Source organism: Ensifer sp. R-19, from assembly GCF_049905105.1.
Lineage (GTDB): Bacteria > Pseudomonadota > Alphaproteobacteria > Rhizobiales > Rhizobiaceae > Ensifer.
The window spans coordinates 1,295,298-1,321,666 of record NZ_CP184569.1; the positions used below are offsets into that span (position 1 = coordinate 1,295,298).

The window sequence follows — 26,369 nt, forward strand, 5'->3', positions numbered from 1 at the left end:
CGTGGTGGAGCTATGCATTTGCGGTAGCTCGGCCCTGTCCATTCTGCGTGTCGCGCAGCTTCGCCAAGGGCTATCGTGCCTCCGTAAAACTTCATAACGTGTGCGTGCAGCCATGCAGATTTAGCGCACCAGAACCAAGCCCGCGCCGTCCTGATGTGAGCCCCGCGGGCTCTGCAGGGAGTGCCCGATGAGCGGCGATATTCGAACAAGCCTTGAGACCAGGATTCGCTGCAGGCCACTGCGTGATCGCATCGCCACGGCGGAAGAGGGGGCCGCGCTCATCAAAGATGGCATGACGATCGGCATGAGCGGCTTCACCAAGGCGGGCGATGCCAAGGCGGTTCCGCTCGCGATGGCCGAACGTGCGGCGCGCGAGAAGTTTCGCATCACGCTGCTGACCGGCGCTTCGCTCGGTCACGACATCGACAGGACGCTGACGGAAGCCGGTGTCCTTGCCCGGCGCCTGCCGTTTCAGTCCGATCCCGTTTTGAGGGCCGCGATCAACCGTGGCGAGGTGATGTTCATCGACCAGCATCTCTCGGAAACCGTCGAGCAGTTGCGCTCCGGACAGATCAGCCCGATCGACTATGCGGTGGTCGAGGCGGTGGCGATTACCGAGGATGGCGGCATCGTGCCGTCGACATCGGTCGGCAACTCCGCAAGCTTCGCGATCCTGGCGAAGAAGGTGATCGTCGAGCTCAATCTCAGCCATAGCCCCGAGCTCGAAGGCCTGCACGACATCTACATTCCAGCGAAGCGCCCGAGCCGCACGCCGATCCCGGTCGTTGCTTGCGACAGCCGCGCAGGTTCGCGCTATATCCCGGTCGATCCCGAAAAGATCGTCGCCATCGTTATCACCGAGAAAGAGGACAGCGCTGCGCGCATATCGCCGCCGGATGCCGAGACCATGGCGATTGCCGGCCACCTGATCGGCTTCCTGCAGGAAGAGGTGCGCAAAGGCCGCCTCGACATGACGCTCAATCCGCTGCAGGCCGGCATCGGCGTCATTGCCAATTCAGTGCTGAGCGGTCTCGTCGACAGTCCGTTCCATGATCTGCGCATGTACAGCGAGGTGCTTCAGGACAGCACGTTCGAGCTCTTCGAGGCAGGTAAGCTGAGTTTCGCCTCGGCATCGTCGATGACGCTGAGCAGCGCTTGGGCCGATCGGGTGTTCCGCAACATCGGCGCGTACAAGGACAAGCTGGTCCTCAGGCCGCAGGAGGTGAGCAACCATCCGGAGATCATTCGCCGCCTGGGTGTCATCGGCATCAACACGGCGCTCGAATTCGATGTCTACGGCAACGTCAATTCGACCCATGTCGGCGGCACCGACATGATGAACGGCATTGGCGGCTCTGGCGATTTCGCCCGCAACGCCTTCCTGTCCATCTTCGTCGCCAAGTCGGTTGCCAAGGGCGGCGCCATCTCGTCCGTCGTGCCGATGGTGTCCCATGTCGACCACACGGAGCATGACGTCGATATTCTTGTGACCGAGCACGGACTTGCCGATCTGCGCGGGCTGGCGCCACGGGAGCGTGCGCCCGTCGTTATCAGCAACTGTTGCCACCCGGCCTACCGCGAATTGCTCCTAGACTACTTCGAACGTGCGGTCGCGACCCGCGGTGGCCAGACGCCTCACATCCTTGAGGAGGCTTTCGCTTGGCATGTACGACGCCTGAAGACCGGAAGCATGATGCCAACTGCGTGGTTTGAAGGATTTGAAGCGAAGAAATCACTGTGAAAGCAAGTATTTGCGATGATTTCTTCGAGTTCATTCAAGCATCTTCAGGCGTCTGAGAGATAGTTCATCAACTCCGTCATGGCTGCAGACGCACCTGGAGCGTCAGCCCTCTCGATCGCATCGATCACGATGACATGGCGGCGGACGGATCCCACCATCTTCTCCGGTGAGGACGATGCAAACCAGATCCGGCGCGCATGCGTCTGCAAAGGCGCCAGCGCCGCAGTCAGGAAGCGGTTGGGACAGGCCTCCTCCATCAGTTCGTCGAAGGTCTTATCGGCCACGAGGAACCCCTCCATGTCGCCTGAGTCGAGGCAGGCGGCCATCTCCGCGCCGCAGGCTTTCATCGCACTTCTGTCATCGGCGCTCGCGTGTGTCGCTACCAGAGCGGCCGCAAGCGGCTCCAGCTTCTGCCGGGCCTGCATGACATGGACCTGATCGTCGGGACGGATCGTGGTGATCTGCAGGCCGACGCGTGGTCGCACATCCATCAGGCCCTGCCAGGCAAGCTTCTGGATCGCCTCGCGAACCGGCGTTCGGCCAAGCCCCGCGAGCTCGATCAATTGCCTCTCGGTGACCAGCGCGCCGGGCTCGAGCTTCAGTGTAACAATGAGGCGTTCGAGCGCGAGGTAGGCGAGGTGAGCATGGGATTGCAGTGACATGCCGTTCCTTTGCTTCTGATATATCAGGAGCTTGCACAATTTTTCAGAAGGAGGCAAGCAAGGCGATCGTCGCATCTCTGTATCGCCCCTCAAGCTGATGCGAGCCTTGAGAAATATAATTAAGCGGTCGCTCAAATATCACAAATTTCAAAGGCATGAATAAAGGAAGCTCATAGGCCGTTTCCAAGGGGATTGATGTTGACGAATGGTAAGGGGCTTGTCAGTCTTCCCCTTGGCAACAACCGTCTGACGTCGGCGTTGAGGGGCGCAAGATGCAAGTGGGCGCGTTTCTGGTCTGGTCGCTGATGGTGCTCGCAGGGCTGCTGGCCGTACCGGCGGTCAGCCACACCAATGCATTGACGACATTCTCGCTGATGGCGTCGTCCGCTGCCTTCGTCGGCATGGCGATCGCCCAGTTCATGGCGACCCGCCCGCCTTTCGTCGAAGCCTTGTTCGGTGGGCTCGATCGCGTCTACCACTTCCACCGGAGGATCGGCATCTCGGTGCTGTGCCTTATCCTCATCCATTATTTCCTGAAACCGGACTTCAAGGGCCTGGCACTGACGAGCGGTTTGAACCAGCTGGCTGCTTCTGCGGGAAAATACGCGTTCTATGGTTTTGTCATCCTACTTGTTCTTAGCATTGTCAAAATCATCCCGAGGACGAAGATCGAGATTCCCTACCATCTCTGGCGCTACACGCACCGTCTGATCGGCCTGCTCTTCGTTCTCGTCGCCTTCCATCAGATGTTCATCAAACGTCCCTATGACGGCACGGCACTTCTGGCGGTTTATCTCAATGCCTTCGCCGCGCTCGGCATCCTGAGCTATGCCTACACCCAGCTTCTGCCGTGGCTCAGAACCCGCGGCTACGAAGTTTTCGAGGTGGCGAAGCATGACGGAGCGACGATGATCACGGCGCGACCGGTCGGACGGCCCATGCGAGCGAAGCCGGGCCAGTTCGGATTCCTGCGTGTCATGAAGCCGGGCCTGCGCGAGCCGCATCCGTTTACGATCGCCGGCATCGAGGCTGACGGTATCGTCCGCTTCGCGATCAAGCCGCTCGGCGACTACACGCAGGCGCTGCGCGATGGTGTCGCGGTCGGTGATCGGCTGAAGCTCGAAGGCGGCTATGGTCGCTTCAACCATCGCCGCGGCGGCAAGAAGCAGATCTGGCTCGCCGGCGGCATCGGCGTCACGCCGTTTCTGGCAATGGCCCGGCACTTGAAGGGCGATGAAGGGCAGGAGATTCACATGGTCTACTGCGTGCGCGACAGGCGAGAAGCGATCGGCCTGGAGACCTTCGAGGGGCAGGCGCAGAAGCTCGGAAACTTCAGTTTTGTCCTGCACGATTCTTCCGTGGACGGGCGCTTGGACGCTGCCAAGCTGGCGACCGGAAGCGCGATCGATCCGGCGGAGGCCGACCTTTGGTTCTGCGGTCCGCCGCCACTGAGGGAAGCAATCGTCAAGGGCTTGAAAGATCTTGGCAAGAGGCCGCGTCGGGTCGAATTCGAGCAATTTCAGTTTCGATAGACAGCAGATTTCAGTAGCGATTCTATTGTTTTAGGGAGAGGCTTTCATGCGCGGTCTGCAGGCAAAAGGAGAGAGTGCTTCGCCAAGAGCCGGCCTCGGCCGGGGACCACTGGCATTCTCGTTGGCGGCGTTGGCCGCCGCCGTCTTGCTCTGTCCCGCCCTTGCCGAAGCGCGCGACGCCTTCGCCGACGACGCGTTTTCGACCTACAAGGCCAATGTCGACAATGGCAAATACGTGTTCAATGCCGCGGGCTGCGGCGCCTGCCACGGATCCGGCGACAATACCGAATTGCTTTCCGGCGGCATGGAGATGAACACGGCGATCGGCACATTCTATGCGCCGAACATTTCGCCCCACGCCAACGGCATCGGCGGCTGGACCAACGCCCAGTTTCTGAACGCGGTGCTGGTCGGTCTCGACCGGGAGGGCAACAATCTCTATCCGGTCATGCCCTATACATCCTATGGCGGGATGAAGCCGGAGGATGCGCTCGATATCAAGGCCTATATCGAGACACTGCCGCGGTCTGACGCCGCCTCGAAGGAACACGAGATCGCCTTCCCCTTCAGTCGTCAGACGACGATCACGCTGTGGAAGCGCAGTCACTTCACGGTGCCGGGCTATCAGCCGCGGGAGGAGACGCAAGCCGAGCGCGGCCGCTACCTTGTCGAGAACGTCGGCGGCTGCGGTGATTGTCACACCCCGCGCACCACCACCTACGGGCTCGATCTGGAGCGCGCCTACCAGGGTGAAAAGGATCTGACGGGTGCGGTCGCCCCGGATATCAGCAAGGCGAAGATGGCGGGGCTTGCTTCGCCCGATGTGTTCACCAGGGGCCTGATCGACGAAGGCAAGAAACTCTCGGGCGCGCCGGTCAGCGATCCCGTGATGCGGCGCATCGCCAAGGGCCTGAGCGTTCTGACGGAGGAAGACCGCCGGGCGATCTACGCCTTCCTCTCCGACCGCGAGGTGAAGGCGCCGGCGCCGGTGGCGCAATCTGTGACCGCCGTCTGCAAAGAAAACACGGCAGCGGAAGCGCTCGGTGGCGACAATGCGGCTCTGGCACAGCAGGCGGATGCCTTCATCGGCAAATACTGCCGCAACTGCCACGGGCCGGGCGAAAGTTCGCAGGGGAGCTACCCCGCCGGCGACCTCGCTTCGATCGGCGCGGATGCCAATTTCGTGGCGCCGGGCGACGCGGCGAAGTCACGCCTCTATACGACCGTCGTTAGCGGCCGCATGCCCCTCGGCAAGCGGCCCTCGGCCGAAGAGATCAAGGTGCTGGAGGACTGGATCAATTCTCTCAGTGAGAAGAGCCTGCCGCAAACGGCGGCGGCCAAGCCCGACCGTTCCCGCCCGATGCAGAGCTATGGCCAGTTCGTCGAGGCGGCGCTGAAGGACATCGACAAGGTCAACGAACTCGACCGTCCGTTCATGCGCTATTTCTCCTACCGCGACCAATATAACGGCATGATGGGCTGCGAGGACGACGAGACCTTCATGAAGCGCATGGACGTGCTCGCCGGCGGCTTCAAGAAACTGCTGAATTCACTCTCCTACGGTCCGAAACTGGTCCTGCCGACCGAAGTCGATGGCACCAACGGGTTGCTCGTGCGTGTCGATTTGCGCGAGCTGCAATGGGAAACCGCGGACTACGACTTCCTGATCAAGCGCTATTTCTACGGTGTCGACCCTGAGAGCGATGCGTCGCTGGCCGCACTTTCCAAGGAGACGGCGACGCAATTGCCGATCATGAGGATCGACTGGTTCATGAGCAATGGCGCCCGGCCGGAGATCTACAACCGGCTGATGCGGCTACCGACCGAGATCAGCGAACTCGAAAAGCGCTTCAAGATCGACGTGGCCGACAACATTCGCCAGTGCAACGTCCTGCGCGCCGGTTTCGCCGACGGCTCATCCGGAGTGTCCGACCACAATCGCATGCTGGAACGGCACGACATGCCCTTTGGTGGTTACTACTGGAAATCCTATGACTTCGGTGGCGACCTGGGCAAGCAGGTGCTGAAGCGCTTCCCGCACGGGCCGAAGGAACTCGCTCCCCTCGACGCGGGGCTGCTGCCTTTTGAGCACGACGGTGGTGAGATGATCTTCTCGCTTCCGAACGGACTGCAGGGCTATTACCTTTCGAATGCGGCGGGCAAGCAACTCGATGTCGGACCGACGACGATCGTATCGTTCCGCAAGCGGCCGATCGGCAAGGGCGTCGAGATCATCAATGCACGATCCTGCGTCGATTGCCACGCCGACGGCATTCTGTCGAAGCGCGATCAGTTGCGTGAACATATCGAGACGTCGACGCTGTTCAGCAAGGACCAGCAGGACGTGCTGCTCGCCATGTATGTGAAGCAGGAGGAATTGGACGAGGCCTATCGGAACGACCGCGAGCGTTTCGTCAATGCGCTGAAGGCGCTGGGTGTCACCGAGCCGACGCCGGATGGCGGTCTCCAGAGCAAGCACGCGCCAGGCGATGCAGAGATCATCACCTACTTCGCGGACAAATACGAAGACGAGCTCGATTTTGACGGTTTGGCGGCCGAGTTCGACATGACGCCGAAGCAATTCTCCGATGCGATCAAGCGCGTGACGAATACGGATGTTTTGCGCCTGGGGCTCGATTGGGTGACGACGCTTGAAGCAGGCGGAACGATCCCGCGCAACGAGGTCGAGCAGCAATATGCCTTGCTGCTGGAGCCGTTGCTGCAGCGTCGTCCGCTGGATACCGCAGCGATCGTCGTTGCCGGTTCCGAGCAACCGGTGGACGCCAAGCCGCAATCGATCGTGGCTGCCGTGCCTGCCTATCGCAAGGAGGATGCGGCGGCTGGCAACAAGCTCGCGCTCGCGCTCAACGTGAAGTCGACGACGGCGAAAGTCGGCGATCAGCTTTCTTTCGAGCTTAGCGCCAACCAAGCCTGCGAGCTGCAGATCCTCTATGTCGAGGAGAATGGCAATGTCGAGGTCGTCCCGGATGTGATGATCGGCAACATCACCCTGCAGCCGGGCGAACGGCGCCTTATCCCGCAGCCGGGGACGGGCACGCTGACGTTCGACACCCCCGCGCCATCCGAGTCGATGTTGGCCTTCTGCCGTGTCGGCGGGCTTGGCGATCAGAGGCTCACCGTGGAGAAGGCGCGGGACTACGTCGCGAGGTCGAGGTTGCCACCGACAAGGGGGCTGGCAATCAACCTGGCCAAACAGGCCCAGGGCGATGCTGGGGCCAGCAGTGTTCAGATGGTGACCTTCGAGATCAGGAACTGACGAGCGAACAATGGCAAAGGTGATCCGGTCTCTTATTCTCGCGTCGGCAATGGTGCTGCCAGTCGCCGCGCCCGCGATGGCCTGCGATGGTCTTCGCCAGGCGTCCGAAGCGCTGAACAGCGGCGCTGAGGCCGCCGCACGCGCTGCCGCTGCTCCGGAGAGAGCGGCGGGATGCTCGCCAACCGAGATCGCGCTGACGCGTCGCGTCGTGGCGCTGGTAACCTTCAACCGTGTCGCGGCTGCCGTGGGGCAGGGCGCCAAGCTCGAAAGCTTCGAAGGCGATCTGACGACAGCGAGCAGAGACGCCGGCGGCCCGTGGCAGATCCTCGATGCGCTCGGCGACATCAGCCGGGAGCGCCGGGACTATGAGGCGGCGGCGACCTATTATCAACAGGCGATCGAGGATACCGCGAACGAAGAACTGACGCCCGATTGGATGGCCCCGGACAAGGACTACATCCTGCGGCTGGACAGGCTGGCCTCGGAGATGCGGCTTGCGGCAACCAAGCCCGTCAAGCTCGCCGCGCGCGGCGCCTGCAAGTTCTCCTATCGCGGCGTCTCGATCAAGAAGAAGGCCACCCCGGTGCGCTACGTCTTCGGAACTGCCGAGTTCACGCCCGAGGGATTGCAGTCGGCAAAGGATCTTTTCGAATGCCTGAAGTCGGCGAAACCGCCGGCAATCACGCTGATTGGTCATACCGATCCGGTTGGCACGACCGAGGCGAACAAGGCATTGTCGATCGCCCGCGCCGAGGCCTTGGCGCATTACCTTGTGGATGCCGGATATCCGGGTACCTGGACAGCCGTCGGCAAGGGCGAGGAAGAGCCGTTCAAGCCGGATGACCCGAGCGCCTACGACGAGGCGATGCTGCACCAGCTCGACCGGCGGGTGGAAGTGGACGTGGGGAACTAGTTGTGTTGCACAGAATCCTGCTTTCGACGGTGCTGTTCGTCCTGCCCGTGCCCCCCGTCCTCGCGGCGACGTCGGCGCTGGTCGTCGGGGTGGATGCCTATCCGCATGAAGTGAGCCTCGACGGCGCAGTGAAGGATGCACGCGATGTCGCGCAGGCGCTAAAGGCGGCCAAGGTCGACACGATACGGCAGTTCATCAATGAGCAGGCGACGAAGGACGCCATCCGCTCCGCCTGGACCGAACTGGTCGCCGGTGCAGCCCGCGGCGATACGATCGTCTTCACCTATGCCGGGCACGGCGCGCAGATGCCGGAGTTGATTGCGGGCAGCGAAGAAGACGGTCTGGACGAGTTCCTGGAACTGCCCGGCTTCGACAGGAGCCGCGAGGAAGAAACCAGCAAGGAGATCATTGTCGACAACGAGCTGAACGCCTGGTTCGCGGAAGCGGAGGCCAAAGGTATTCAGGTTCTGTTCCTTTCCGACAGTTGCTTTTCCGGCGGCATGAACCGTTCCATTTCCGGTAAAACGCGGCTTGCGCCGATCGTGCGTGCGAAGGTGCCGCCGCCGTCCGAAGAGGCGCTCAAGGGTGCGAAGGTGAAGGAAGCGGAACTGTCTCGCGTGACGATCCTGGCCGCGTCGCTCGAAAGCCAGCCGACGCCGGAAGTGGTGATCGGTGGAGAGCCGCGCGGGGCCCTGAGCTGGAGCTTTGCCCGCGCCATAGAGGGGGCTGCGGATCGCGACGGCGATGGCCGGATCTCGCGCATCGAGCTCGAGGACTATGTCTTCTCCAACGTCAAACTTCAGTCGGAAGCGCTGCAGATGCCGAACTTCACGCCGCAAGTGCCGCGCTCCGACAAGGAGATTGTCCTGTCCCTGCCGCGAAGCGCGACCATCGGCGCGGGCGCGACAGGCGACGCCGGAGCGAAATTGAAGTCGCCGCGTGAAATGGGCTGGACGGGGAAACTGGCGCTCAGCGTCACCGGTACGGCGCCGCCGCTCAACAATCTCGGCGGCAATGGTGTGCCCTACCGCTGGGATGCTGCCACCGGGGTGTTCTACACGCCGAACGGCGATGTCGCCGGAGAACATATCGCGTCGGACCTGCTCCAGGGCGCCGTCGACAAGTTTATCCTGCTCGATTTCCTGAAGGTCCTGGCGACGCAGAGCCCCGGCAGCGTTTCGCTCACGCCGTTGAAAGACATCTACGCGGCAGGCGACAGGCTGAATTTCAAGGCGGCGCAGGGCGACTACGCCAACATGCTGGTTTTCAATCTGGCGAATACCGGCGAAGCACAGCTTCTCGATGCGCAGATTGCCGGTACCGGCAGCCACGCGTTTCAGCTTCAGGGCCTGGAGGTGGTGAAACCCTTCGGCGCCGATCACCTGGTCGCCATCTCGACGAATGCGCCGATCGACGCCATTGCGGCGGCCTTCTCCAACTCGAAGCTCGATGCCGCAGCGCTTCTGCGCCTCCTTGAAACACGGTTGGAAGGCAGCGAAAGCACCATCGCCATCCAACCGCTTTACACGAGGGACCGGGGCCAATGAGCGCGCGTGGCAAGTCGTGGTGTACCGCGGCGCTTTCTGTGGTGGCATGGCTCGCCTTGCTTGCGGCTCCGGCCGTGGCCGGCGACCGGGCCTTGCTCATCGGTGTCGGCAGCTACCCGAGCCTGTCGCCAAAATTCGCACTCAAAGGTCCGAAGAACGATCTCGTGGCAATGCAGGGCCTGCTGACGGGAAAACTTGGTTTCGACCCGTCCTCGATCCGCATTTTGAAGGAGGAGCAGGCGACGCGATCAGGGATACTCTCGGCCATGAACACGTGGCTGGTCGAAGCAACCGGACCCGGCGATCGCGTCTACATCTACTTTTCCGGTCACGGCCTTCAGGTGACGGATGCAGATGGCGACGAGCAGGATGGACTGGACGAGGCGCTGGCGCCCGTCGATATCGTCTCCGGTGAAACGGACTGGCAAGGCGCGATCCTCGACGATGAGATCGACCGGATCCTGGAACGGCTGCAGGGGCGGGCGGTGACGATGGTGATTGATGCCTGCCATTCAGGCACGATCTCTCGTTCGCTTTCCGCCGACGTCTCGTCGGGCATCGAGGGCGCTCGTTTCCTGCCGCGCCCGCATGCCAAGCCGGTTGAGCAGGCATTGACCCGCGGCCTCAGGATCGATCTTGCCGTCGTCGATAAGCCGAAGCTGGTGGAATCGGGCGTGACCGCCTGGAGCGCGGCCGCTCCATACCAGGTGGCCTGGGACGATGTGCGGCTTCCCGTCGAAGATCGGCACGGCGTGTTCACCGCGGCTTTCGTCGCTGGCCAGACCGGCAATGCGGCGGACGCCAACGGCAACGGCTTGACGAGCAATGCCGAACTGCTCGAATTCGTAAAGGTGCAGTCGACCGCTTACTGCTCCTCGCAGGAAAAATGCGGCAATCTCGACCCGCAATTGGAAAGCAAGGCGCAGACGCTTGGCGAGAGTGCAAGCGCACCCGAAAAGCTCGGTGCGGGTGGCAACGGGCAGGGGACTTACCAGCAATCCAGCGCTCCAAGTGGGACGCCGACGACCTATCAGGACTCCGATGCGGTCAACGCGGTCGGTGACATCCTCGGCAAGACCGAGACCGGCGAAGTGAAACTCGTCATAGACCGACCCACGACCATGAAGGCCGGCGACGTTTTTAAGCTGACAGTCACCAGCCGGACCGGCGGCGACCTGCTGCTCTTCGACGTGAACAGCCAGGGCAAGGCGACGCAGCTCTTCCCGAACGAGTTCGCGCAGAAGATCACGGCGCTTGCGCCAGACGTGCCTCTGACATTACCTGACGACTATTATGGCTTCGATTTCGAAGCGTCAGGCGAGGGCGAGAGTGCCTTCGTTGCACTCGTGGTCAGCGATGCCATCGATCTGGCTGACGTCGCTCCGAAAGCGCGCGGGTTGAAGATCGAGCTGGACGCGCGGGAAACCTTAAGCGAAGTCGTTGCACGATTGCAGAAGACCTGGACTGGCGACCTCGACCGCCGCGGTATTCACTGGTCCGTCGGCACTTTGCGCTATCGCGTTGAATAGGACCGAGCAATCCGAATAGAAAAAGCCCGCCTCGATGAGACGGGCTTCCTTGTGAAGGCGTCTGCCGATCCTAGTGCAGGATCTGGCTGAGGAAGAGCTTGGTGCGCTCGTGCTGCGGATTGTCGAAGAACTCGGCCGGCGAGTTCTGCTCGACGATCTGGCCCTGGTCCATGAAAATCACGCGGTTGGCGACCTGGCGGGCAAAGCCCATTTCGTGGGTCACGCAGAGCATGGTCATGCCTTCCTCGGCGAGGCCGACCATCGTGTCGAGCACTTCCTTGATCATTTCCGGGTCGAGCGCCGAAGTCGGCTCGTCGAACAGCATTATCTTCGGATTCATGCACAGCGAGCGGGCGATCGCCACGCGCTGCTGCTGACCGCCAGAGAGCTGGCCCGGATATTTGTTCGCCTGTTCGGGAATCTTGACGCGCTTCAGGAAGTGCATCGCGATTTCTTCCGCCTGCTTCTTCGGCATCTTGCGCACCCAGATCGGCGCAAGCGTGCAGTTTTCGAGGATCGTCAGGTGCGGGAAGAGGTTGAAGTGCTGGAACACCATGCCGACTTCGCGGCGCACTTCGTCGATCTTCTTGAGGTCGTTGGTCAGCTCGATGCCGTCAACGACGATCTTGCCCTTCTGGTGCTCTTCGAGGCGATTGATGCAGCGGATCATCGTCGACTTGCCGGAGCCCGACGGGCCGGCAATGACGATGCGCTCGCCTTTCATAACCTTCAGGTTGATGTCACGAAGGACGTGGAAGTCCCCGTACCACTTGTTCATTCCAGTGATTTCAACCGCGACATCCGTTGCGGAAACAGTCATTTTGGAAGCAGTGGCTGCGTTTGCCATGCGATCCTCCCCTCATTTTATCGTTTATGGGCCGTGTCGAGAACGCGTTCCATGAAGCCTGAATAGCGCGACATACTGAAGCAGAAAAGCCAGAATATGAAGCCAGCGAAAATAAGGCCCGAGATCGGCGTGACCGAAGAGGCCCAGTTGGCGTCGGTGAAGTTGAAGCGAACGATGCCGAGCAGGTCGAACATGCCGATAATCGACACCAGCGACGTATCCTTGAAGAGACCGATGAAGGTGTTGACGATGCCGGGAATCACAAGCTTCAGCGCCTGCGGCAGCACGATGAGGTTCATCTTCTGCCAGAAGCTGAGGCCGAGCGAATCTGCGCCTTCATACTGCCCCTTCGGAATGGCCTGCAGACCGCCGCGCACCACTTCGGCCATGTAGGCCGAGGCAAAGAACGACACGCCGATCAGTGCGCGCAGGAATTTGTCGAAGGTGACGCCCTGCGGCAGGAACAGGGGCAGCATGACGCTCGCCATGAACAGCACGGTGATCAGCGGAATGCCGCGCACCAGCTCGATGAAAGCGGTGCAGAGCATCTTGATCACGGGCATGTGTGATCGCCGGCCAAGTGCTAGCAGGATGCCGAGCGGCAATGACACGGCGATGCCGACGAAAGAGAGAATGAGCGTCACCATCAGGCCGCCCCAAAGCGGCGTCTCGACGAAAGTCAGCCCAAACCAACCGCCCGGAAGCAGGATCAAGGAGATGAGCGGCAGAACGGCGAAAAGCAGGATGGCGTTGATGCCCTTGTAAGGGACCTTCGGTATCGCCATCGGCACGAGGAAAAGAATGAAGAGGATGCCGACCAGCGTCGGTCTCCAGCGTTCATCGAGCGGATAGCGGCCGTAGACGAACTGGTCGAGCTTCGCGTTGACGAAGGCCCAGCACGCGCCGCTCCAGCCTTCCGGCTGGCTACCGCCCTGTGCAACCGTGGCGCAGACGCCACGGCCTCCACCGGTCCAGGCGGCGTCAAGGAACAGCCATTGGATTGCCGGCGGCAGGAACCACGCGAGCGCAAGTGCGCCGATGATGGTAAGCACCGTATCCTTCGGCGTGGCGAAAAGGTTCTCGCGCAGCCAGTGGACGACGCCGCCTTCTGCGATCGGCGGTGCGGAAGCCTCGATCATCGAGGCGCGGACGAAAGTTGCCTGGGGTGTGGTCATGGTCTTATCTCTCCACCAGGGCCATTCGGGCATTGAACCAGTTCATGAACAGCGACGTCGCGAGGCTCAGCGACAGGTATACGACGATCCAGATCGTAACGATCTCGATCGACTGCCCCGTCTGGTTGAGGATCGTGCCGCCGACGGCCACGAGATCGGCGTAGCCGATGGCGACGGCGAGCGAGGAGTTCTTGGTCAGGTTCAGATACTGGCTGGTGAGCGGCGGAATGATGATCCTCAGCGCCTGCGGAACAACCACGAGGCGCGTCGTCAGACCCGGGCGAATGCCGAGCGCGTGCGCGGCCTCCGTCTGCCCCTTGGAAACACCGCGAATACCGGCGCGCACGATCTCGGCGATGAAGGCCGCGGTATAGAACGAGAGCGCCAGGAACAGCGACAAGAATTCCGGCCCGATGACCGAGCCGCCGGTGAGGTTGAACTTGCCGGCAACGGGAACGTCGAAGGTGATCGGCGATCCCGTGGCGAGGAACGTCAAGAGTGGCAAGCCGATGATCAGGCCGAGAGCCGTCCAAAGAACCGGGAAGCGCTGTCCGGTGGCTTCCTGCTTCTTGCGCGCATACCGCGCCACGAAGAAGCTGGCGACGATCGCGATGAAGAAGGCAAGAACCGTGTACATCGAGCCGTCTTCAAAGATCGGTTTGGGAAAGGCGAGACCGCGGTTGTTGAGGAACATGTTGAGCGGCAGTGCCGCAGATTCACGTGGCTGCGGCAGGATCGCCAGAACGCCGCTGTACCAGAAGAAGATGACGAGCAGCGGCGGGATGTTGCGGAAGATCTCGACATAGGCGAGCGACAGCTTGGCAATTAGCCAGTTGTGCGACAGCCGTCCGATGCCGACCGCAAAGCCGATGATGGTGGCGGTGAAAATACCGCAGACAGCGACCAGCAGCGTGTTGAGCAGACCAACGACAAGCGCGCGCTGATAGGTCGAATCGCTGGTAAAGGCGATCAGCGACTGTCCAACGTCGAAACCGGCGCGCCCATTCAGGAAGCCGTAACCGGAAGCAATATTCGCTCGTTTGAGGTTCTCGATCGTATTGTCGGCGATCCAATAGACGAAGGCCGCGAGAACGACGAGGGTGAGTACCTGATAGAAGATCCCGCGCACTTGCGGGTCGTAGATGATCGACCCCGACGGTTTGCTTTTTTCAGGCGTAGTTGTGACGCCAATCGCCATGCAATGCCTCTTTCCCCTTTGTCACCCTTTGGGTGTTTTTATCGTTGGATGGGGAAGCGGTGACCCGCTTCCCCAGTCTTGGCTAATCGCTTAGCGGACCGGCGGGGCGTACTGGATGCCGCCCTTGTTCCACAGGGCGTTGAGGCCGCGCTCGATCTTGAGCGGGCTGCCAGCGCCGATGTTACGGTCAAAGACTTCGCCGTAGTTGCCGACGGCCTTGATGATGTTCACGGCCCATTCGTTGGTCAGGCCAAGGTCGGTGCCGATCTTGCTGTCAGCTTCGACGCCGAGGAAGCGCTGAACGTCCGGGTTGGCGGACTTCTTCATTTCTTCGACGTTGGCCTGGGTGATGCCGAAATCTTCGGCCTGGATCAGCGCATAATGAACCCAGCTGACGATATCGAACCACTGGTCGTCACCCTGGCGCACGGCCGGGCCGAGGGGTTCCTTCGAGATGATTTCCGGCAGGATCATGTGATCGTCGGGCTTCGACAGCGTCAGACGCAGCGAATAGAGGCCCGACTGGTCGGTGGTGTAGACGTCGCAACGACCGGCGTCATAGGCGGCGTTCACTTCTTCGAGCTTTTCGAAGACGACCGGATTGTACTGCAGGTTGTTGGACTTGAAGTAGTCGGCAAGGTTGAGTTCGGTGGTGGTACCGGTCTGCACGCAGACGGCTGCGCCCGAAAGCTCGAGAGCCGACTTGACGTTCAGGCTCTTGCGAACCATGAAGCCCTGGCCGTCATAGTAGTTGACCGGGCGGAAGTTGAAGCCGAGCGCGGTGTCGCGGTTGATCGTCCAGGTGGTGTTACGCGCGAGGACATCGACCTCGCCGGACTGCAGCGCCGGGAAGCGTTCCTTGGCCGAAGTGGGCGTGAACTTCACCTTGCTGGCATCCGCGAAGATCGCGGCGGCGATTGCCTTGCAGTAGTCGACGTCGAAACCGCTCCAGTTGCCCGAGGCATCCGGTGCCGCGAAGCCGGCGAGACCGGTGTTCACGCCGCACTGGACAAAGCCCTTGGCCTTCACGTCATCAAGGGTAGCGCCCGAAGCCGCCTGTGTGCCAATCCCCATGACAGCGGCGCCAACGAGAGCTGTCAGAATTCTTTTTGCCATTTTTAGAACCTTTTTCTGTTGTCGTTAGTTCCCGTCTGCACCAGCGCCTCTCCTGGCGCGTGCAGCCTCCGCCACCCTCCTGGCGCGAGTACAGGCTATCTCATGCTCAAATTCCATGAGGGTCAAGAGAGGCCGCCGATTTTCTGGTTTTGCATGTGAAAAACCCGAAACAAGCCAGAAAGTTAGGCAGTTTTTGGGGGCAATGGGCGGGCCCTGGGCGAAAAATCGCCAAATACCGGCCGATGACGGCCAAAACGACGCTCCATGATTTTTGCCACTTGACCGCGGTTGTGGCTCATTCGAAGAGTTTCTCTTTCGAAATCAGATGCGGAACATGCAATGGCAGACAGCGGCAATGTGAATGGCAAGGCGGGCATCAACACCCGTCTCGCTCATAGCGGCAACAATCCCTCCGACTATTTCGGCTTCGTCAACCCGCCCGTGGTACATGCGTCCACCGTGTTGTTTCCGAATGCGAAGGCGATGGAAACGCGCGCGCAGAAGTACACCTACGGGACGCGCGGAACGCCGACCACGGATGCGCTTTGCGACGCGATCAACGAACTTGAAGGTTCCGCCGGGACGATTCTTGTACCCTCGGGCCTGGCTGCCGTAACGGTGCCGTTCCTTACCTATCTCTCGGCGGGCGATCACGCGCTGATCGTCGATTCGGTTTATTTCCCGACGCGCCACTTCTGCGACACCATGCTGAAGCGTCTTGGCGTCACCGTCGAATACTACGATCCGATGATCGGTGCCGGAATCGAAAACCTGATCCGACCGAACACGCGCCTGGTGCATACCGAAGCGCCGGGTTCGAATACGTTCGAAATGCAGGACATTCGCGCCATCGCCGACGTTGCCCGTCGCCACGGCTGCGTCGTCACCATGGACAACACCTGGGCGACGCCGGTTTACTTCAGGCCGCTCGATCACGGCGTCGATGTGTCGATCCATGCGTCCACCAAGTATCCGTCCGGTCATTCGGATGTTCTCCTGGGTACGGTGTCGGCGAACGCCGCCCACTGGCCGGCCTTGACCGAGGCGATGGTGACCCTCGGTGTCTGCGTTTCGCCCGACGACAGCTACCAGATCCTGCGTGGCCTGAGGACGATGGGCATTCGCCTCGAGCGGCACCAGGAGAGCGCACTTGCCCTGGCCCAGTGGCTGGAAGGGCGGGATGAGGTCGCCCGTGTCCTGCATCCGGCACTGCCGAGCTTCCCGGGACACGAACTCTGGAAACGCGATTTCGCCGGCGCAAGCGGCATCTTCTCCTTCGTCCTAAAAGCGGAAAGCGCCGATCGGTTCAAGGCCAAGGCGCACGCCTTCCTCGACGCGCTGAAACTGTTCGGGCTCGGCTATTCCTGGGGCGGCTTCGAGAGCTTGGCACTCCATGTCAGCCTGTCGGACCGCAAGGTGGCGCTGGCGCCGACAGAAGGTCCGGTCATCCGCCTGCAGATCGGGCTTGAGGATGTGCCGGATATCCGCCGCGACATCGAAGCGGGATTGGCCGCGGCCAACGCCGTTTGACGGCTTGAGGCGCCGCATTCATTCGCGGCGCCTCGTCACCACCGACTATGGAATCTGCGTGTTGCCCACTCGCCTGTCCGCAGTCAGCGCTGGGCGCCGTAGCCGTAGAGCCAATCAAGGTCGGCAGCGAGCGCATCCGGTCCCTTGAGTTTCAGGACGATGTCGCGGCCGAGGCGCAGCGGCCCACGGGCGTGGTAGGCAAAATGATTGAACGCCGCGCGGCGCCGGACCCGCGCGATGCGTGGTCGACGCCTCGCTTCGAATGCAGCCAGCGCCTTCGGGATATCGATGCCGGTGGCCAGGCAGTCGGAAAGCTCGAAGGCGTCCTCAATCGCCATGGCCGCGCCCTGCGCGGCGAAGGGCGTCATCGCATGGGCCGCATCGCCGATCAGTACGGTCTTTCGCCCGTCTTGCCAGGCCCCGTCGTCGACTGTGCACAATGGCCAGTAGGTGGGGGCGGCAGCCTTCTCGAGCAGCGAGCGGATGCCCGCGTTCCAGCCGGAGAAAGCATTCAGGCAGTCCTGGCGGCGCTTGTCCGAATCCTTGCCGACCCAGACGGCGTCGGTCTCCTTTCCCTCGATGATCGCGACGAGATTGAAACCGTCGACTTCCCGCAACGGGTAGGCGACGAGATGGGCGCGAGGGCCGAGGAACGCCGTGACCTGGTTCGGCTTGAGAAGGCCGGCGGCCGTGTCGCGGGCGAGCGTCATGCGCCAGGCGACGTTGCCTGAAAACCGTACACGACCGGCCCCGGGGACGCCGTTGCGCAACCGCGACCAGATGCCGTCGGCGCCGACGATGATGTCCGGGCGGCGCCCCGTCAGTGTTATGATGGTCTGCTCATCAGGGTTGTCGATATGGCAGCCGAGTTGCAGGCGGCAGCGCGGTTCTGCCTCCACGGCGGCAAGCAGGACTTTCTGCAGGCTCGCGCGGTGCATGACGGCATACGGCGCGTGCCAGCGGCGACGCGCGAAAGCGCCGGCCGATACGCTGGCAAGAGGGTTTAAGGATACGCCGTCAACCAGGCCGATGCGCTCGGGCTCGGTCCAGTAGGCTTCGAGTTCCGCAAGCAGGCCGAGCTCTATGAGGATGCGTGAGGCGTTCGGCGACAATTGCAGGCCGGCGCCGACCTCGGTCAGCGCCGTTGCCCGTTCGATGATGTCGACTTCGAAGCCTCGGCGGGCGAGGCACAAGGCGGCCGTGAGTCCGCCGATACCGGCGCCGATGATCGCGACAGGGCGCGACATCGTGGCTTATCAGGCGGCTTTGTGGGCGAAGAGGCAGCCGGGCGGGTTGGTTTCCGTCGCCTTCAGCTTCGGATTGTAGCGATAGAGCGTGGAGCAGTAGGAGCAGACCTTCTCGTTGTCGTCGCCCATATCGATGAAGATGTGCGGGTGATCGTACGGAATGGACGCGCCGGTGCACATGAATTCCTTGACGCCGATTTCGATTGCCTGATGTCCGCCGTCGTTCTGGAAGTGCGGGATGCTGTGGCCGGCCATGTCATGCTCCGATGAATGCAAGTCTCTAAAGTTGGCGGCACCATAGTGAGCTTTGCTGCAAAAGTGTAGCGGCAAACACGCCGCAGCTGTGGTTTTTGCCGGGGCGGGGTTTCACTCGCCAGAGCGACGAACTAGGTTGCGCCGGATCGATACCTCCCAGGATGATAAAGATGGATCTCAATCCGCCGCCGTTTTCCCGCTTTACCCATGAAGGCCTGGAGATCGCCTTCTTTGACGAAGGTGATCCAGCCGGCGCGCCCATTCTCCTCATTCATGGGTTTGCCTCGAGCGCCAACGTCAACTGGGTTTTCCCGGGGTGGCTGAAGACGCTGGGCGATGCCGGCTACCGTGTGATCGCGCTCGACAACCGCGGGCATGGCAAGAGCAGTAAACCCTACGATCCAGCGCTTTATCATCCGCAGCAGATGGCGGGCGACGCCGTAGCGCTTTTGGGTCATCTCGGCATCGCCGAAGCACATGTGATGGGCTACTCGATGGGCGCACGCATCTCGGCCTTCATGGCACTCGCCCATCCCCACCGCGTCCGTTCGCTGGTCTTTGGCGGGCTCGGCATCGGCATGGTGACGGGGGTAGGGGATTGGGACCCGATTGCCGATGCCTTGTCGGCGCCGTCTCTGGATGTCGTGACCCATGCACGCGGCCGCATGTTCCGCGCCTTTGCCGACCAGACCAAAAGCGACAGGCAGGCGCTTGCGGCCTGCATCTCGACGTCTCGCGATCTGCTGACGGCTGAGGACATGGGGCGCATCGACGTGCCGACCCTGATCGGTGTCGGGACCAAGGACGACATTGCCGGCTCACCGCAGGAGCTGGCGGAGTTGATGCCCAACGCGCGTGCGCTTGATATTCCGGGCAGGGATCATATGCTCGCCGTGGGTGACCGGGTTTTCAAGAAGGCCGTGCTCGAATTCCTCGAGGAAGTGGCGCGCGCCTAGACTGCCGAACAAGACGGAACGCGGGAAGCACCGCAAGCTTGCCCGCTTCTGAGCTGCTCGACCGAGGGTGGAACTGAGGCCGAGCCATTTAAGTCATACCGGATTTCCCCTATAGTGACTGTAGGACGGACAGGAAGGAGAGCGACGATGGTCGCCAAGACCGAACTTCGCCAGACGGAAGCTTTGAAGGTGATGGACCCGATCTGGAACAGCCTGCGTGAGGAAGCCCGCGTGGCAGCCGAGCAGGACCCGATGCTTGCGGCCTTCCTCTATTCGACGGTGGTCAATCAGCACTCGCTCGAAGAAAGCGTGATCTATCGCATCTGCGAAAGGCTCGATCATCCCGATCTTCAGGCAAACCTCTTGCGACAGACCTTCTCGGAGATGCTGGAGGATTGGCCGGAATGGGGCACCATTCTGCGTGTCGACATCCAGGCCGTTTATGACCGCGATCCCGCCTGCACCCGTTTCATCGAGCCGGTACTCTACTTCAAGGGCTTCCATGCCATCCAGACGCACCGCCTGGCCCATTGGCTGCTGAAGCGCGGCCGCAAGGATTTCGCGTTCTATCTGCAGAGCCGAGCGTCGAGCGTCTTCCAGACGGACATCAATCCGGCCGCCCGCATCGGGCGCGGCATCTTCCTTGATCACGCCACCGGCCTTGTCGTCGGCGAGACGGCGGTGATCGGAGACAACGTCTCTATCCTGCACGGCGTGACGCTCGGTGGCACGGGCAAGGAGGGCAGCGACCGTCATCCGAAGATCGCTGATGGCGTCCTGATCGGCGCCGGCGCCAAGATCCTTGGCAATATCCATATCGGCCATTGCTCGCGCATCGCCGCCGGCTCGGTCGTGTTGAAGCCGGTGCCGCCGAAAACGACGGTCGCAGGCGTGCCGGCGAAGGTGGTGGGCGAGGCCGGTTGCTCCGAGCCATCGCGTCAGATGGACCAGATCCTGAGCAGCTTCGATATCTGAACATACGGGAACCGGTGCGTAAGCCTCTTTCGAGGGGTTTACACCCGGCGATGCAGCGTGCGAGAAGCGCCGCACAGATAAACGGCTACGGAGACGTGTTTTGAAGCCCGAAGAAATCCGCAAGCTTGAAGCCTATTTCAAGCGCACCTTCAATCAGCAGATGGTCGTCAAGGCGCGCCCGAAGAAGGACGAGTCCGCTGAAGTCTATCTCGGTGACGAGTTCCTCGGTGTCGTTTTCCGCGATGAGGAAGATGGCGAGCTTTCCTACAATTTCTCCATGGCAATCCTCGACATCGACCTCTAAGTCTGACGAGGACGTCCGAAAACAATAAACCCCGAAAATCCCCTGAGATTTTCGGGGTTTATTGTTTTAATGGGGATTTATGCATCGCGCTGAGCAATTGCTCGCGTCGCTCATCTTGGTTCTTCACCGCGATCGTAAGAATTTTTTTTCGCGGGAGCGCATTTCTTCATCAAGTTGTTGCATCCGTTGTATTTTATTGCGTCGCACACTCGTCTTGACTTTTTGTGCAGTGCACATAAACTGAAGCCTCCAGATCAGGCCGTCACTAAGGAGACACCCGATGTTCAACTTCGACGATGCAAACAAGAAGAGCAAAGAAGCCATTGACGTGGCTGTAAAGAGCTATTCCGCTTGGACCAAGGGTCTCCAGGCTATCGCGACTGAAGCTGCGGACTACTCCAAGAAGTCCTTTGAAGATGGCGTTGCGCACGTCGAGAAGCTGTCGAGCACCAAGAGTGTCGAAGCTGTTTTCGAACTGCAGACCAATTTCATCAAGGCGAGCTACGAAGGCTTCGTCGCCGAGGCAACGAAGATCGGCGAAATGTACGCTGATCTCGCCAAGGACGCTTACAAGCCCTACGAAGCGCCGGTTGCCAAGGCAACGGCAGCAGTCAAGGCCGCCGCTGCCGCCGCCTGATCGTCAGGCAAAGAACCACTTTCCAAAAAAGGCCGGTCGCAGCGCTTGCGACCGGCCTTTTTGTTTCTCGCATTAGCTGTGCGCAGCCCGAAGAAAGTTGATCAATCTTACGCGCGGTCGTGCGATTATGATTGCAGTGCGTTGGTTCGGTCTTAAAATCTGAAAACGAACCATTAGATAAAGGGCAAGCACGCTGCGGCCAAGTTCAGTGGGGTCGCTGCTGTACAAGGAACTGACAAGAATGATCGCCATGCCGGTCCGGATGCAGCAAGGTAGCGATGACGAGGGAAACGGCAACAACCGCAGCACGTCCGTCATCACGCGTACCAAGCCGAAGACCAAAAAGCCGAGTTTGTATCGTGTTCTGCTTTTGAATGACGATTACACGCCGATGGAATTTGTCATCCATATCCTGGAGCGCTTCTTTCAGAAGAACCCGGAAGAGGCGACCCGCATCATGCTTCATGTCCACAATCATGGCGTGGGAGAGTGCGGCGTCTTCACCTATGAGGTCGCCGAAACCAAGGTGACGCAGGTGATGGATTTTGCCCGGCAGCATCAGCATCCGTTGCAATGCGTCATGGAAAAGAAATGAGGAACTAACGTGCCAACATTTTCGCCCAGTCTCGAAAAGGCGCTACACCAGGCACTGACTTTTGCCAACGAGCGCCACCATGAATACGCCACGCTCGAGCATCTGCTTCTGGCATTGATCGATGATGCCGACGCGGCGGCCGTGATGGGCGCCTGCAACGTCAATCTCGAGACGCTGCGCAAGACCGTGACGGATTATGTCGACAACGAGCTTTCCAATCTCGTGACCGGCTACGACGAAGATTCCAAGCCGACGGCGGGTTTCCAGCGTGTCATCCAGCGCGCGGTCATCCATGTCCAATCGTCCGGCCGTGAAGAAGTCACCGGCGCCAACGTGCTGGTTGCCATCTTCGCCGAGCGCGAAAGCCATGCCGCCTATTTCCTGCAGGAGCAGGAGATGACGCGTTACGACGCCGTCAACTTCATTTCACACGGCATCGGCAAGCGGCCCGGCACCTCCGAATCCCGGCCGGTGCGCGGCGCCGACGATCACGAATCCGAGCAGAAGCCTTCGCGCGACACCGAGGAAACTGGCGCCAAGAAGCAGCAGGACGCGCTTACGGCCTATTGCGTCAACCTCAATGAAAAGGCGAAGTCCGGCAAGATCGACCCGTTGATCGGGCGTCACGCCGAGGTGAACCGCACCATCCAGGTGCTGTGCCGCCGCTCGAAGAACAATCCGCTCTATGTCGGCGACCCCGGCGTCGGCAAGACGGCGATCGCCGAAGGCCTTGCCAAGCGCATCATTGAAAAGAAGGTACCGGAAGCGCTACAGGATGCGACGATCTTCTCGCTGGATATGGGCACCTTGCTCGCCGGCACGCGCTATCGCGGCGATTTCGAAGAGCGCCTGAAGCAGGTCGTCAAGGAGCTTGAGGACTATCCGGGTGCCGTGCTCTTCATTGACGAGATCCACACCGTCATCGGCGCTGGGGCCACCTCCGGTGGCGCCATGGATGCGTCCAATCTCCTGAAGCCGGCGCTCTCCTCCGGCGCGATCCGCTGCATCGGTTCGACCACCTACAAGGAATACCGCCAGTTCTTCGAGAAGGACCGGGCGCTGGTTCGCCGCTTCCAGAAGATCGACGTGAACGAGCCGACGATCGCCGACGCGATCGAGATCATGAAGGGTCTGAAGCCTTACTTCGAGGAATATCACCACCTGAAATACTCGAACGAGGCGATCAAGGCCGCGGTTGAACTTTCCGCCCGTTACATCAACGACCGCAAGCTGCCTGACAAGGCGATCGACGTGATCGACGAATCCGGTGCTGCGCAGATGCTGCTGCCGGCAAGCAAGCGCCGCAAGCTGATCACCGAAAAGGAGATCGAGGCGACGATCGCGACGATGGCGCGCATCCCGCCCAAGACCGTTTCGAAGGATGATGAGGCCGTTCTCGCCAACCTCGAAAAGGAACTGCGCTCGGTCGTCTATGGCCAGGACCTGGCGATCGAAGCGCTCGCGTCTTCGATCAAGCTGGCGCGTGCCGGCCTGCGGGAACCGAACAAGCCGATCGGCTGCTATGTCTTCTCCGGCCCGACCGGCGTCGGCAAGACGGAAGTCGCCAAGCAGCTTGCGACGTCGCTCGGCGTCGAGCTTCTGCGCTTCGACATGTCGGAATACATGGAGCGGCACACGGTTTCGCGTCTGCTCGGTGCACCTCCCGGCTATGTCGGCTTCGACCAGGGCGGCCTGTTGACCGATGGCGTCGACCAGCATCCGCATTGCGTGCTGCTGCTCGACGAGATCGAGAAGGCGCATCCGGACCTGTTCAACATCCTGTTGCAGGTCATGGATCATGGCTCGCTGACGGATCACAACGGCAAGAAGATCGACTTCCGCAACGTCATCCTGATCATGACCACCAATGCCGGCGCATCGGAAATGGCCCGGGCCGCCATCGGCTTCGGTTCTTCCAAGCGTACGGGTGAAGACGAAGAGGCGCTGAACCGCCTGTTCACGCCGGAATTCCGCAACCGTCTGGACGCGGTCATTCCCTTCGCTTCGCTGCCGACCCCGGTCATCCACCAGGTCGTACAGAAGTTCGTCATGCAGCTGGAAACGCAGCTCGCCGAGCGCAACGTCACCTTCGACCTCGCGCCGGAGGCAATCGCCTGGCTCGCCGAGAAGGGCTATGACGAGAAGATGGGTGCCCGGCCGCTCGCCCGCGTCATCCAGGAAAACATCAAGAAGCCGCTCGCCGATGAGATCCTCTTCGGCAAGCTGAAGAAGGGCGGCGTCGTCAAGGTGACGATCGGTACCAAGGCCGATGGCACCAAGGGCTTGCTGCTCGATGCGGTTCCGGAAACGACGCCGATCAAGCCGAAGGCCGAGGTTTCCCGCCCGGCGATGAAGGCGGCAAAGCAGAAGAAGGCCGAGGACAAGGAAGAAGTGGGTGCCGAGCCCGCACCGAAGTCCAAGCCGAAGAAGGCAGCCGCCAAGGCATCGTCCGATGGCGAAGCCGGGGCCGGCGACGCGGCTCCGAGAAAGGGCCGCACGGTGCCGAAGGTGCCACGCAAGAAATAGGCCCTCGCAAGAAATGTTCGACGGTGCCGGATGCAAACCATCCGGCACCGTTTTCTTGAGAGCGGGATGAGGAAAAGTGTGCGCGGTTTTTCGCCCGCATCCCGCTCCAATAACTTATATTCGATCACAATGATCTTGGGTCGATTCGACCCAAGATCATTGTGATCGAAAATCAAAGACAATCCGGAATTGCCAATGGATAGGGAAGAAGACGAGCAATCATCGCTCGCCTGGTTCGGGAGAGGTATGCGCGGCATCTTCAGCCTGCCGGCCTTCATCCTGATGCTGTCCTTCGTCGGCTTCTGTTCGCTGACGGCGCAAGCTGGAATCCCAGTGCAGCAGGTCGTCTTCATGGTCGGCATGGTCTGGGCGCTCCCGGCCAAGGTCATTCTTGTCAGTTCGATGATGAGCGGCGCGAACTTGGCGGCCGCTTTCCTCGCGGTTTCGCTGTCTTCCGTCCGGCTGATGCCGATGGTTGCGGCGCTCGTCCCGGAACTGCGCACATCGCGAACGCCGACCTGGCTGCTGCTCTTCCTTTCGCACTTCGTCGCGATCACCGCCTGGGTGTTCGCAATGGAGAAGGTGCCGCAGGTGCCGCGTGAACGGCGGGTCGCCTTCTTTGCCGGCTTCGGCATCACGCTCGTTGCGGCGAACATGCTGCTGGTTGCCGTCGTCTACCATTTCGTCGCGGACTTCCCGCCGATCGTTGCGGGCTGCCTGTTCTTCCTGACACCTGTCTATTTCCTCGCGTCGATCTGGCATTCGGCACGCCACCCCGTCGTCTACGTGGCGCTGCTCTTCGGACTTGTCGGCGGGCCGCTGTTCTATTGGCTGTTTCCGGAATTCGACATCCTGCTCGCCGGTCTAGTCGGCGGCACGCTCGCCTGGCTGGTCGAGCGCCTCTGGCGCCAGCGCAAGGAGGTGGGCGTATGACGTGGCAGGATGGTTGGTGGGCCTATGCCTTCATCGCGATTGCCGGCTGGCTCGCGACCGACATCTGGCGCTGGCTCGGCGTCGTTGCCGGCAACAAGCTGCGGGACGATTCCGAGGCACTGAACTGGGTGAGGGCGGTCGCGACCGCTCTGGTCGCCGCGGTCATCGCGAAGCTCATCCTTTATCCGACAGGCGTGCTCGAACAATCCCCGCTCTGGCTGCGCGTGGGGGCCGTCGGACTTGGGGCGGTCGCTTTCTTTCTGTTCGGACGAAAGCCGGCGATCGGAATAGCGACAGCCATCGCGGCGCTCGCATTGGGGCTCTGGTGGCTGGGTTTTTAGGCGAAGCCTGAGCCGAGAGCCGACGGGGCGCCGGCTCAATCCGTTCATGGAGTGTCGGTTATCGAGTGCAGGCGAGACTACAGCGCTTGCCGAACCTTTTCGGCATTGGCCGCGAGCACGGCGCCGTCTTCGATCGTACCGGAATGCGGCTTCAGCGGCACGCCGGCCCGTCGCGGAATGACATGGAAGTGCAGGTGGAAGACCGATTGGCCGGCCGGTGTCTCGTTGAACTGCATGACCGTCACGCCATCGGCCTCGAAGGCCTCTTTCGCCGCGACCGCCAGTTTCTGCACGGTAGCGATGAGCGCCGGCAGCGTCGCTGCATCGGCATCGAGCAAGTTGCGCGAGGGTGCCTTCGGTACGACGAGCAAGTGGCCTTCGGCCTGCGGCATCACATCCATGAACGCGATCGTCGCGTCATCCTCGTAGACGCGGTGCGAGGGAATTTCGCCGCGCAGGATCTTGGCGAAGATGTTGTTGTCGTCGTAGCTCATTGTTCTTCCTCGTGAATTGTCGCGGGCCGACCTTGGCCG

Annotated in this window: 23 protein-coding genes; 15 read left to right on the top strand and 8 right to left on the bottom strand. The window is 61.2% G+C overall.

Annotated elements, in window-relative coordinates:
* Window positions 1-187 precede the first annotated feature (187 nt).
* Window positions 188-1,741 (top strand): acetyl-CoA hydrolase/transferase family protein, encoded by a 1,554-nt coding sequence (locus tag ACN9MO_RS06405; protein WP_113131798.1) that lies wholly within the window; start codon window positions 188-190, stop codon window positions 1,739-1,741.
* A 44-nt stretch (window positions 1,742-1,785) separates the two neighbouring features.
* Here ACN9MO_RS06405 and ACN9MO_RS06410 read toward each other — a convergent pair whose 3' ends face one another.
* Entirely contained in the window at window positions 1,786-2,403 is a 618-nt protein-coding gene (locus tag ACN9MO_RS06410; protein WP_058326669.1) for a GntR family transcriptional regulator, read from the bottom strand.
* A 272-nt stretch (window positions 2,404-2,675) separates the two neighbouring features.
* Between ACN9MO_RS06410 and ACN9MO_RS06415 the strand changes: the two genes are divergently transcribed.
* The 5 genes from ACN9MO_RS06415 to ACN9MO_RS06435 are packed head-to-tail and all read left to right on the top strand — an operon-like array spanning window position 2,676 to window position 11,201.
* Window positions 2,676-3,935: a ferric reductase-like transmembrane domain-containing protein gene (locus tag ACN9MO_RS06415; RefSeq protein ID WP_113131799.1), complete on the top strand. Its 1,260-nt coding sequence runs from the start codon at window positions 2,676-2,678 to the stop codon at window positions 3,933-3,935.
* Window positions 3,936-3,981: 46 nt separating this feature from the next.
* Window positions 3,982-7,212: a c-type cytochrome gene (locus ACN9MO_RS06420; RefSeq protein WP_113131800.1), complete on the top strand. Its 3,231-nt coding sequence runs from the start codon at window positions 3,982-3,984 to the stop codon at window positions 7,210-7,212.
* Window positions 7,213-7,222: 10 nt separating this feature from the next.
* Window positions 7,223-8,125: an OmpA family protein gene (locus ACN9MO_RS06425; protein WP_112995906.1), complete on the top strand. Its 903-nt coding sequence runs from the start codon at window positions 7,223-7,225 to the stop codon at window positions 8,123-8,125.
* A gap of 2 nt (window positions 8,126-8,127) precedes the next feature.
* Entirely contained in the window at window positions 8,128-9,672 is a 1,545-nt protein-coding gene (locus tag ACN9MO_RS06430) for a caspase family protein (protein ID WP_112995905.1), read from the top strand.
* Window positions 9,669-11,201, top strand: coding sequence for a caspase family protein (locus tag ACN9MO_RS06435; protein WP_112995904.1), 1,533 nt, complete (start codon window positions 9,669-9,671; stop codon window positions 11,199-11,201). The genes ACN9MO_RS06430 and ACN9MO_RS06435 overlap by 4 nt, the downstream gene beginning before the upstream one ends.
* A gap of 70 nt (window positions 11,202-11,271) precedes the next feature.
* On the opposite strand, the gene ACN9MO_RS06440 is transcribed toward ACN9MO_RS06435, so the two are convergent.
* The 4 genes from ACN9MO_RS06440 to ACN9MO_RS06455 all read right to left on the bottom strand — a co-directional run bounded on the left by ACN9MO_RS06440 (window position 11,272) and on the right by ACN9MO_RS06455 (window position 15,537).
* Window positions 11,272-12,048, bottom strand: a complete 777-nt coding sequence (locus ACN9MO_RS06440) for an amino acid ABC transporter ATP-binding protein (RefSeq protein WP_057255718.1) — start codon at window positions 12,046-12,048, stop codon at window positions 11,272-11,274.
* A 17-nt stretch (window positions 12,049-12,065) separates the two neighbouring features.
* A complete protein-coding gene (locus ACN9MO_RS06445) occupies window positions 12,066-13,223 on the bottom strand; it encodes an amino acid ABC transporter permease (protein WP_058326640.1) in 1,158 nt (385 codons plus the stop codon).
* A 4-nt stretch (window positions 13,224-13,227) separates the two neighbouring features.
* Complete coding sequence (locus ACN9MO_RS06450) at window positions 13,228-14,421, bottom strand: amino acid ABC transporter permease (RefSeq protein ID WP_057255722.1); 1,194 nt, start codon at window positions 14,419-14,421, stop codon at window positions 13,228-13,230.
* A 90-nt stretch (window positions 14,422-14,511) separates the two neighbouring features.
* The gene (locus ACN9MO_RS06455) at window positions 14,512-15,537 is read right to left on the bottom strand and encodes an amino acid ABC transporter substrate-binding protein (RefSeq protein WP_057255724.1); all 1,026 of its coding nucleotides are present in this window, start codon (window positions 15,535-15,537) and stop codon (window positions 14,512-14,514) included.
* Between the two features lie 339 nt (window positions 15,538-15,876).
* Between ACN9MO_RS06455 and ACN9MO_RS06460 the strand changes: the two genes are divergently transcribed.
* Window positions 15,877-17,067: a cystathionine beta-lyase gene (locus tag ACN9MO_RS06460; protein ID WP_058326639.1), complete on the top strand. Its 1,191-nt coding sequence runs from the start codon at window positions 15,877-15,879 to the stop codon at window positions 17,065-17,067.
* A gap of 83 nt (window positions 17,068-17,150) precedes the next feature.
* Here the strand turns inward: ACN9MO_RS06460 and ACN9MO_RS06465 are convergent, their stop codons facing one another.
* Together ACN9MO_RS06465 and ACN9MO_RS06470 are read right to left on the bottom strand one after the other, a co-directional pair.
* A complete protein-coding gene (locus ACN9MO_RS06465; RefSeq protein WP_112995903.1) occupies window positions 17,151-18,314 on the bottom strand; it encodes an FAD-dependent monooxygenase in 1,164 nt (387 codons plus the stop codon).
* Window positions 18,315-18,323: 9 nt separating this feature from the next.
* Entirely contained in the window at window positions 18,324-18,569 is a 246-nt protein-coding gene (locus ACN9MO_RS06470; RefSeq protein WP_057255736.1) for a zinc-finger domain-containing protein, read from the bottom strand.
* Between the two features lie 170 nt (window positions 18,570-18,739).
* Here ACN9MO_RS06470 and ACN9MO_RS06475 point away from each other — a divergent pair, with 170 nt between their 5' ends.
* The 8 genes from ACN9MO_RS06475 (at window position 18,740) to ACN9MO_RS06510 (ending at window position 25,836) form a co-directional block, all read left to right on the top strand.
* Window positions 18,740-19,525, top strand: coding sequence for an alpha/beta fold hydrolase (locus tag ACN9MO_RS06475; protein ID WP_057255738.1), 786 nt, complete (start codon window positions 18,740-18,742; stop codon window positions 19,523-19,525).
* Between the two features lie 147 nt (window positions 19,526-19,672).
* Window positions 19,673-20,500 (top strand): serine O-acetyltransferase, encoded by an 828-nt coding sequence (gene cysE / locus ACN9MO_RS06480; protein WP_057255740.1) that lies wholly within the window; start codon window positions 19,673-19,675, stop codon window positions 20,498-20,500.
* A gap of 100 nt (window positions 20,501-20,600) precedes the next feature.
* On the top strand, window positions 20,601-20,804 hold the full coding sequence (locus tag ACN9MO_RS06485; protein ID WP_034796738.1) for a DUF3126 family protein: 204 nt from the start codon (window positions 20,601-20,603) through the stop codon (window positions 20,802-20,804).
* Window positions 20,805-21,084: 280 nt separating this feature from the next.
* Complete coding sequence (locus ACN9MO_RS06490) at window positions 21,085-21,441, top strand: phasin family protein (RefSeq protein WP_057255742.1); 357 nt, start codon at window positions 21,085-21,087, stop codon at window positions 21,439-21,441.
* A 241-nt stretch (window positions 21,442-21,682) separates the two neighbouring features.
* Window positions 21,683-22,036 carry an ATP-dependent Clp protease adapter ClpS gene (gene clpS / locus ACN9MO_RS06495; protein WP_043622145.1) on the top strand — a complete coding sequence of 118 codons (354 nt, stop codon included), beginning with the start codon at window positions 21,683-21,685 and terminating at the stop codon, window positions 22,034-22,036.
* A gap of 9 nt (window positions 22,037-22,045) precedes the next feature.
* Window positions 22,046-24,562: an ATP-dependent Clp protease ATP-binding subunit ClpA gene (gene clpA / locus ACN9MO_RS06500; RefSeq protein ID WP_110878336.1), complete on the top strand. Its 2,517-nt coding sequence runs from the start codon at window positions 22,046-22,048 to the stop codon at window positions 24,560-24,562.
* 195 nt (window positions 24,563-24,757) lie between these two features.
* Window positions 24,758-25,495 (top strand): AzlC family ABC transporter permease, encoded by a 738-nt coding sequence (locus tag ACN9MO_RS06505; RefSeq protein ID WP_112995902.1) that lies wholly within the window; start codon window positions 24,758-24,760, stop codon window positions 25,493-25,495.
* On the top strand, window positions 25,492-25,836 hold the full coding sequence (locus tag ACN9MO_RS06510; RefSeq protein ID WP_057255746.1) for an AzlD domain-containing protein: 345 nt from the start codon (window positions 25,492-25,494) through the stop codon (window positions 25,834-25,836). The genes ACN9MO_RS06505 and ACN9MO_RS06510 overlap by 4 nt, the downstream gene beginning before the upstream one ends.
* Window positions 25,837-25,913: 77 nt before the next feature.
* Here the strand turns inward: ACN9MO_RS06510 and ACN9MO_RS06515 are convergent, their stop codons facing one another.
* Window positions 25,914-26,330, bottom strand: coding sequence for an HIT family protein (locus tag ACN9MO_RS06515; RefSeq protein WP_057255748.1), 417 nt, complete (start codon window positions 26,328-26,330; stop codon window positions 25,914-25,916).
* Between the last annotated feature and the right edge of the window lie 39 nt (window positions 26,331-26,369).

Coding starts and splice junctions, on each gene's coding strand:
- ACN9MO_RS06410 (WP_058326669.1), bottom strand. CDS start 2,403: ATGTCACTGCAATCCCATGCTCACCTCGCCTACCTCGCGCTCGAACGC.
- ACN9MO_RS06505 (WP_112995902.1), top strand. CDS start 24,758: ATGGATAGGGAAGAAGACGAGCAATCATCGCTCGCCTGGTTCGGGAGA.
- ACN9MO_RS06445 (WP_058326640.1), bottom strand. CDS start 13,223: ATGACCACACCCCAGGCAACTTTCGTCCGCGCCTCGATGATCGAGGCT.
- ACN9MO_RS06425 (WP_112995906.1), top strand. CDS start 7,223: ATGGCAAAGGTGATCCGGTCTCTTATTCTCGCGTCGGCAATGGTGCTG.
- ACN9MO_RS06405 (WP_113131798.1), top strand. CDS start 188: ATGAGCGGCGATATTCGAACAAGCCTTGAGACCAGGATTCGCTGCAGG.
- ACN9MO_RS06510 (WP_057255746.1), top strand. CDS start 25,492: ATGACGTGGCAGGATGGTTGGTGGGCCTATGCCTTCATCGCGATTGCC.
- cysE (WP_057255740.1), top strand. CDS start 19,673: ATGGTCGCCAAGACCGAACTTCGCCAGACGGAAGCTTTGAAGGTGATG.
- ACN9MO_RS06420 (WP_113131800.1), top strand. CDS start 3,982: ATGCGCGGTCTGCAGGCAAAAGGAGAGAGTGCTTCGCCAAGAGCCGGC.
- clpS (WP_043622145.1), top strand. CDS start 21,683: ATGATCGCCATGCCGGTCCGGATGCAGCAAGGTAGCGATGACGAGGGA.
- ACN9MO_RS06515 (WP_057255748.1), bottom strand. CDS start 26,330: ATGAGCTACGACGACAACAACATCTTCGCCAAGATCCTGCGCGGCGAA.
- ACN9MO_RS06460 (WP_058326639.1), top strand. CDS start 15,877: ATGGCAGACAGCGGCAATGTGAATGGCAAGGCGGGCATCAACACCCGT.
- ACN9MO_RS06470 (WP_057255736.1), bottom strand. CDS start 18,569: ATGGCCGGCCACAGCATCCCGCACTTCCAGAACGACGGCGGACATCAG.
- ACN9MO_RS06415 (WP_113131799.1), top strand. CDS start 2,676: ATGCAAGTGGGCGCGTTTCTGGTCTGGTCGCTGATGGTGCTCGCAGGG.
- ACN9MO_RS06475 (WP_057255738.1), top strand. CDS start 18,740: ATGGATCTCAATCCGCCGCCGTTTTCCCGCTTTACCCATGAAGGCCTG.
- ACN9MO_RS06440 (WP_057255718.1), bottom strand. CDS start 12,048: ATGGCAAACGCAGCCACTGCTTCCAAAATGACTGTTTCCGCAACGGAT.
- ACN9MO_RS06455 (WP_057255724.1), bottom strand. CDS start 15,537: ATGGCAAAAAGAATTCTGACAGCTCTCGTTGGCGCCGCTGTCATGGGG.
- ACN9MO_RS06435 (WP_112995904.1), top strand. CDS start 9,669: ATGAGCGCGCGTGGCAAGTCGTGGTGTACCGCGGCGCTTTCTGTGGTG.
- ACN9MO_RS06490 (WP_057255742.1), top strand. CDS start 21,085: ATGTTCAACTTCGACGATGCAAACAAGAAGAGCAAAGAAGCCATTGAC.
- ACN9MO_RS06465 (WP_112995903.1), bottom strand. CDS start 18,314: ATGTCGCGCCCTGTCGCGATCATCGGCGCCGGTATCGGCGGACTCACG.
- ACN9MO_RS06450 (WP_057255722.1), bottom strand. CDS start 14,421: ATGGCGATTGGCGTCACAACTACGCCTGAAAAAAGCAAACCGTCGGGG.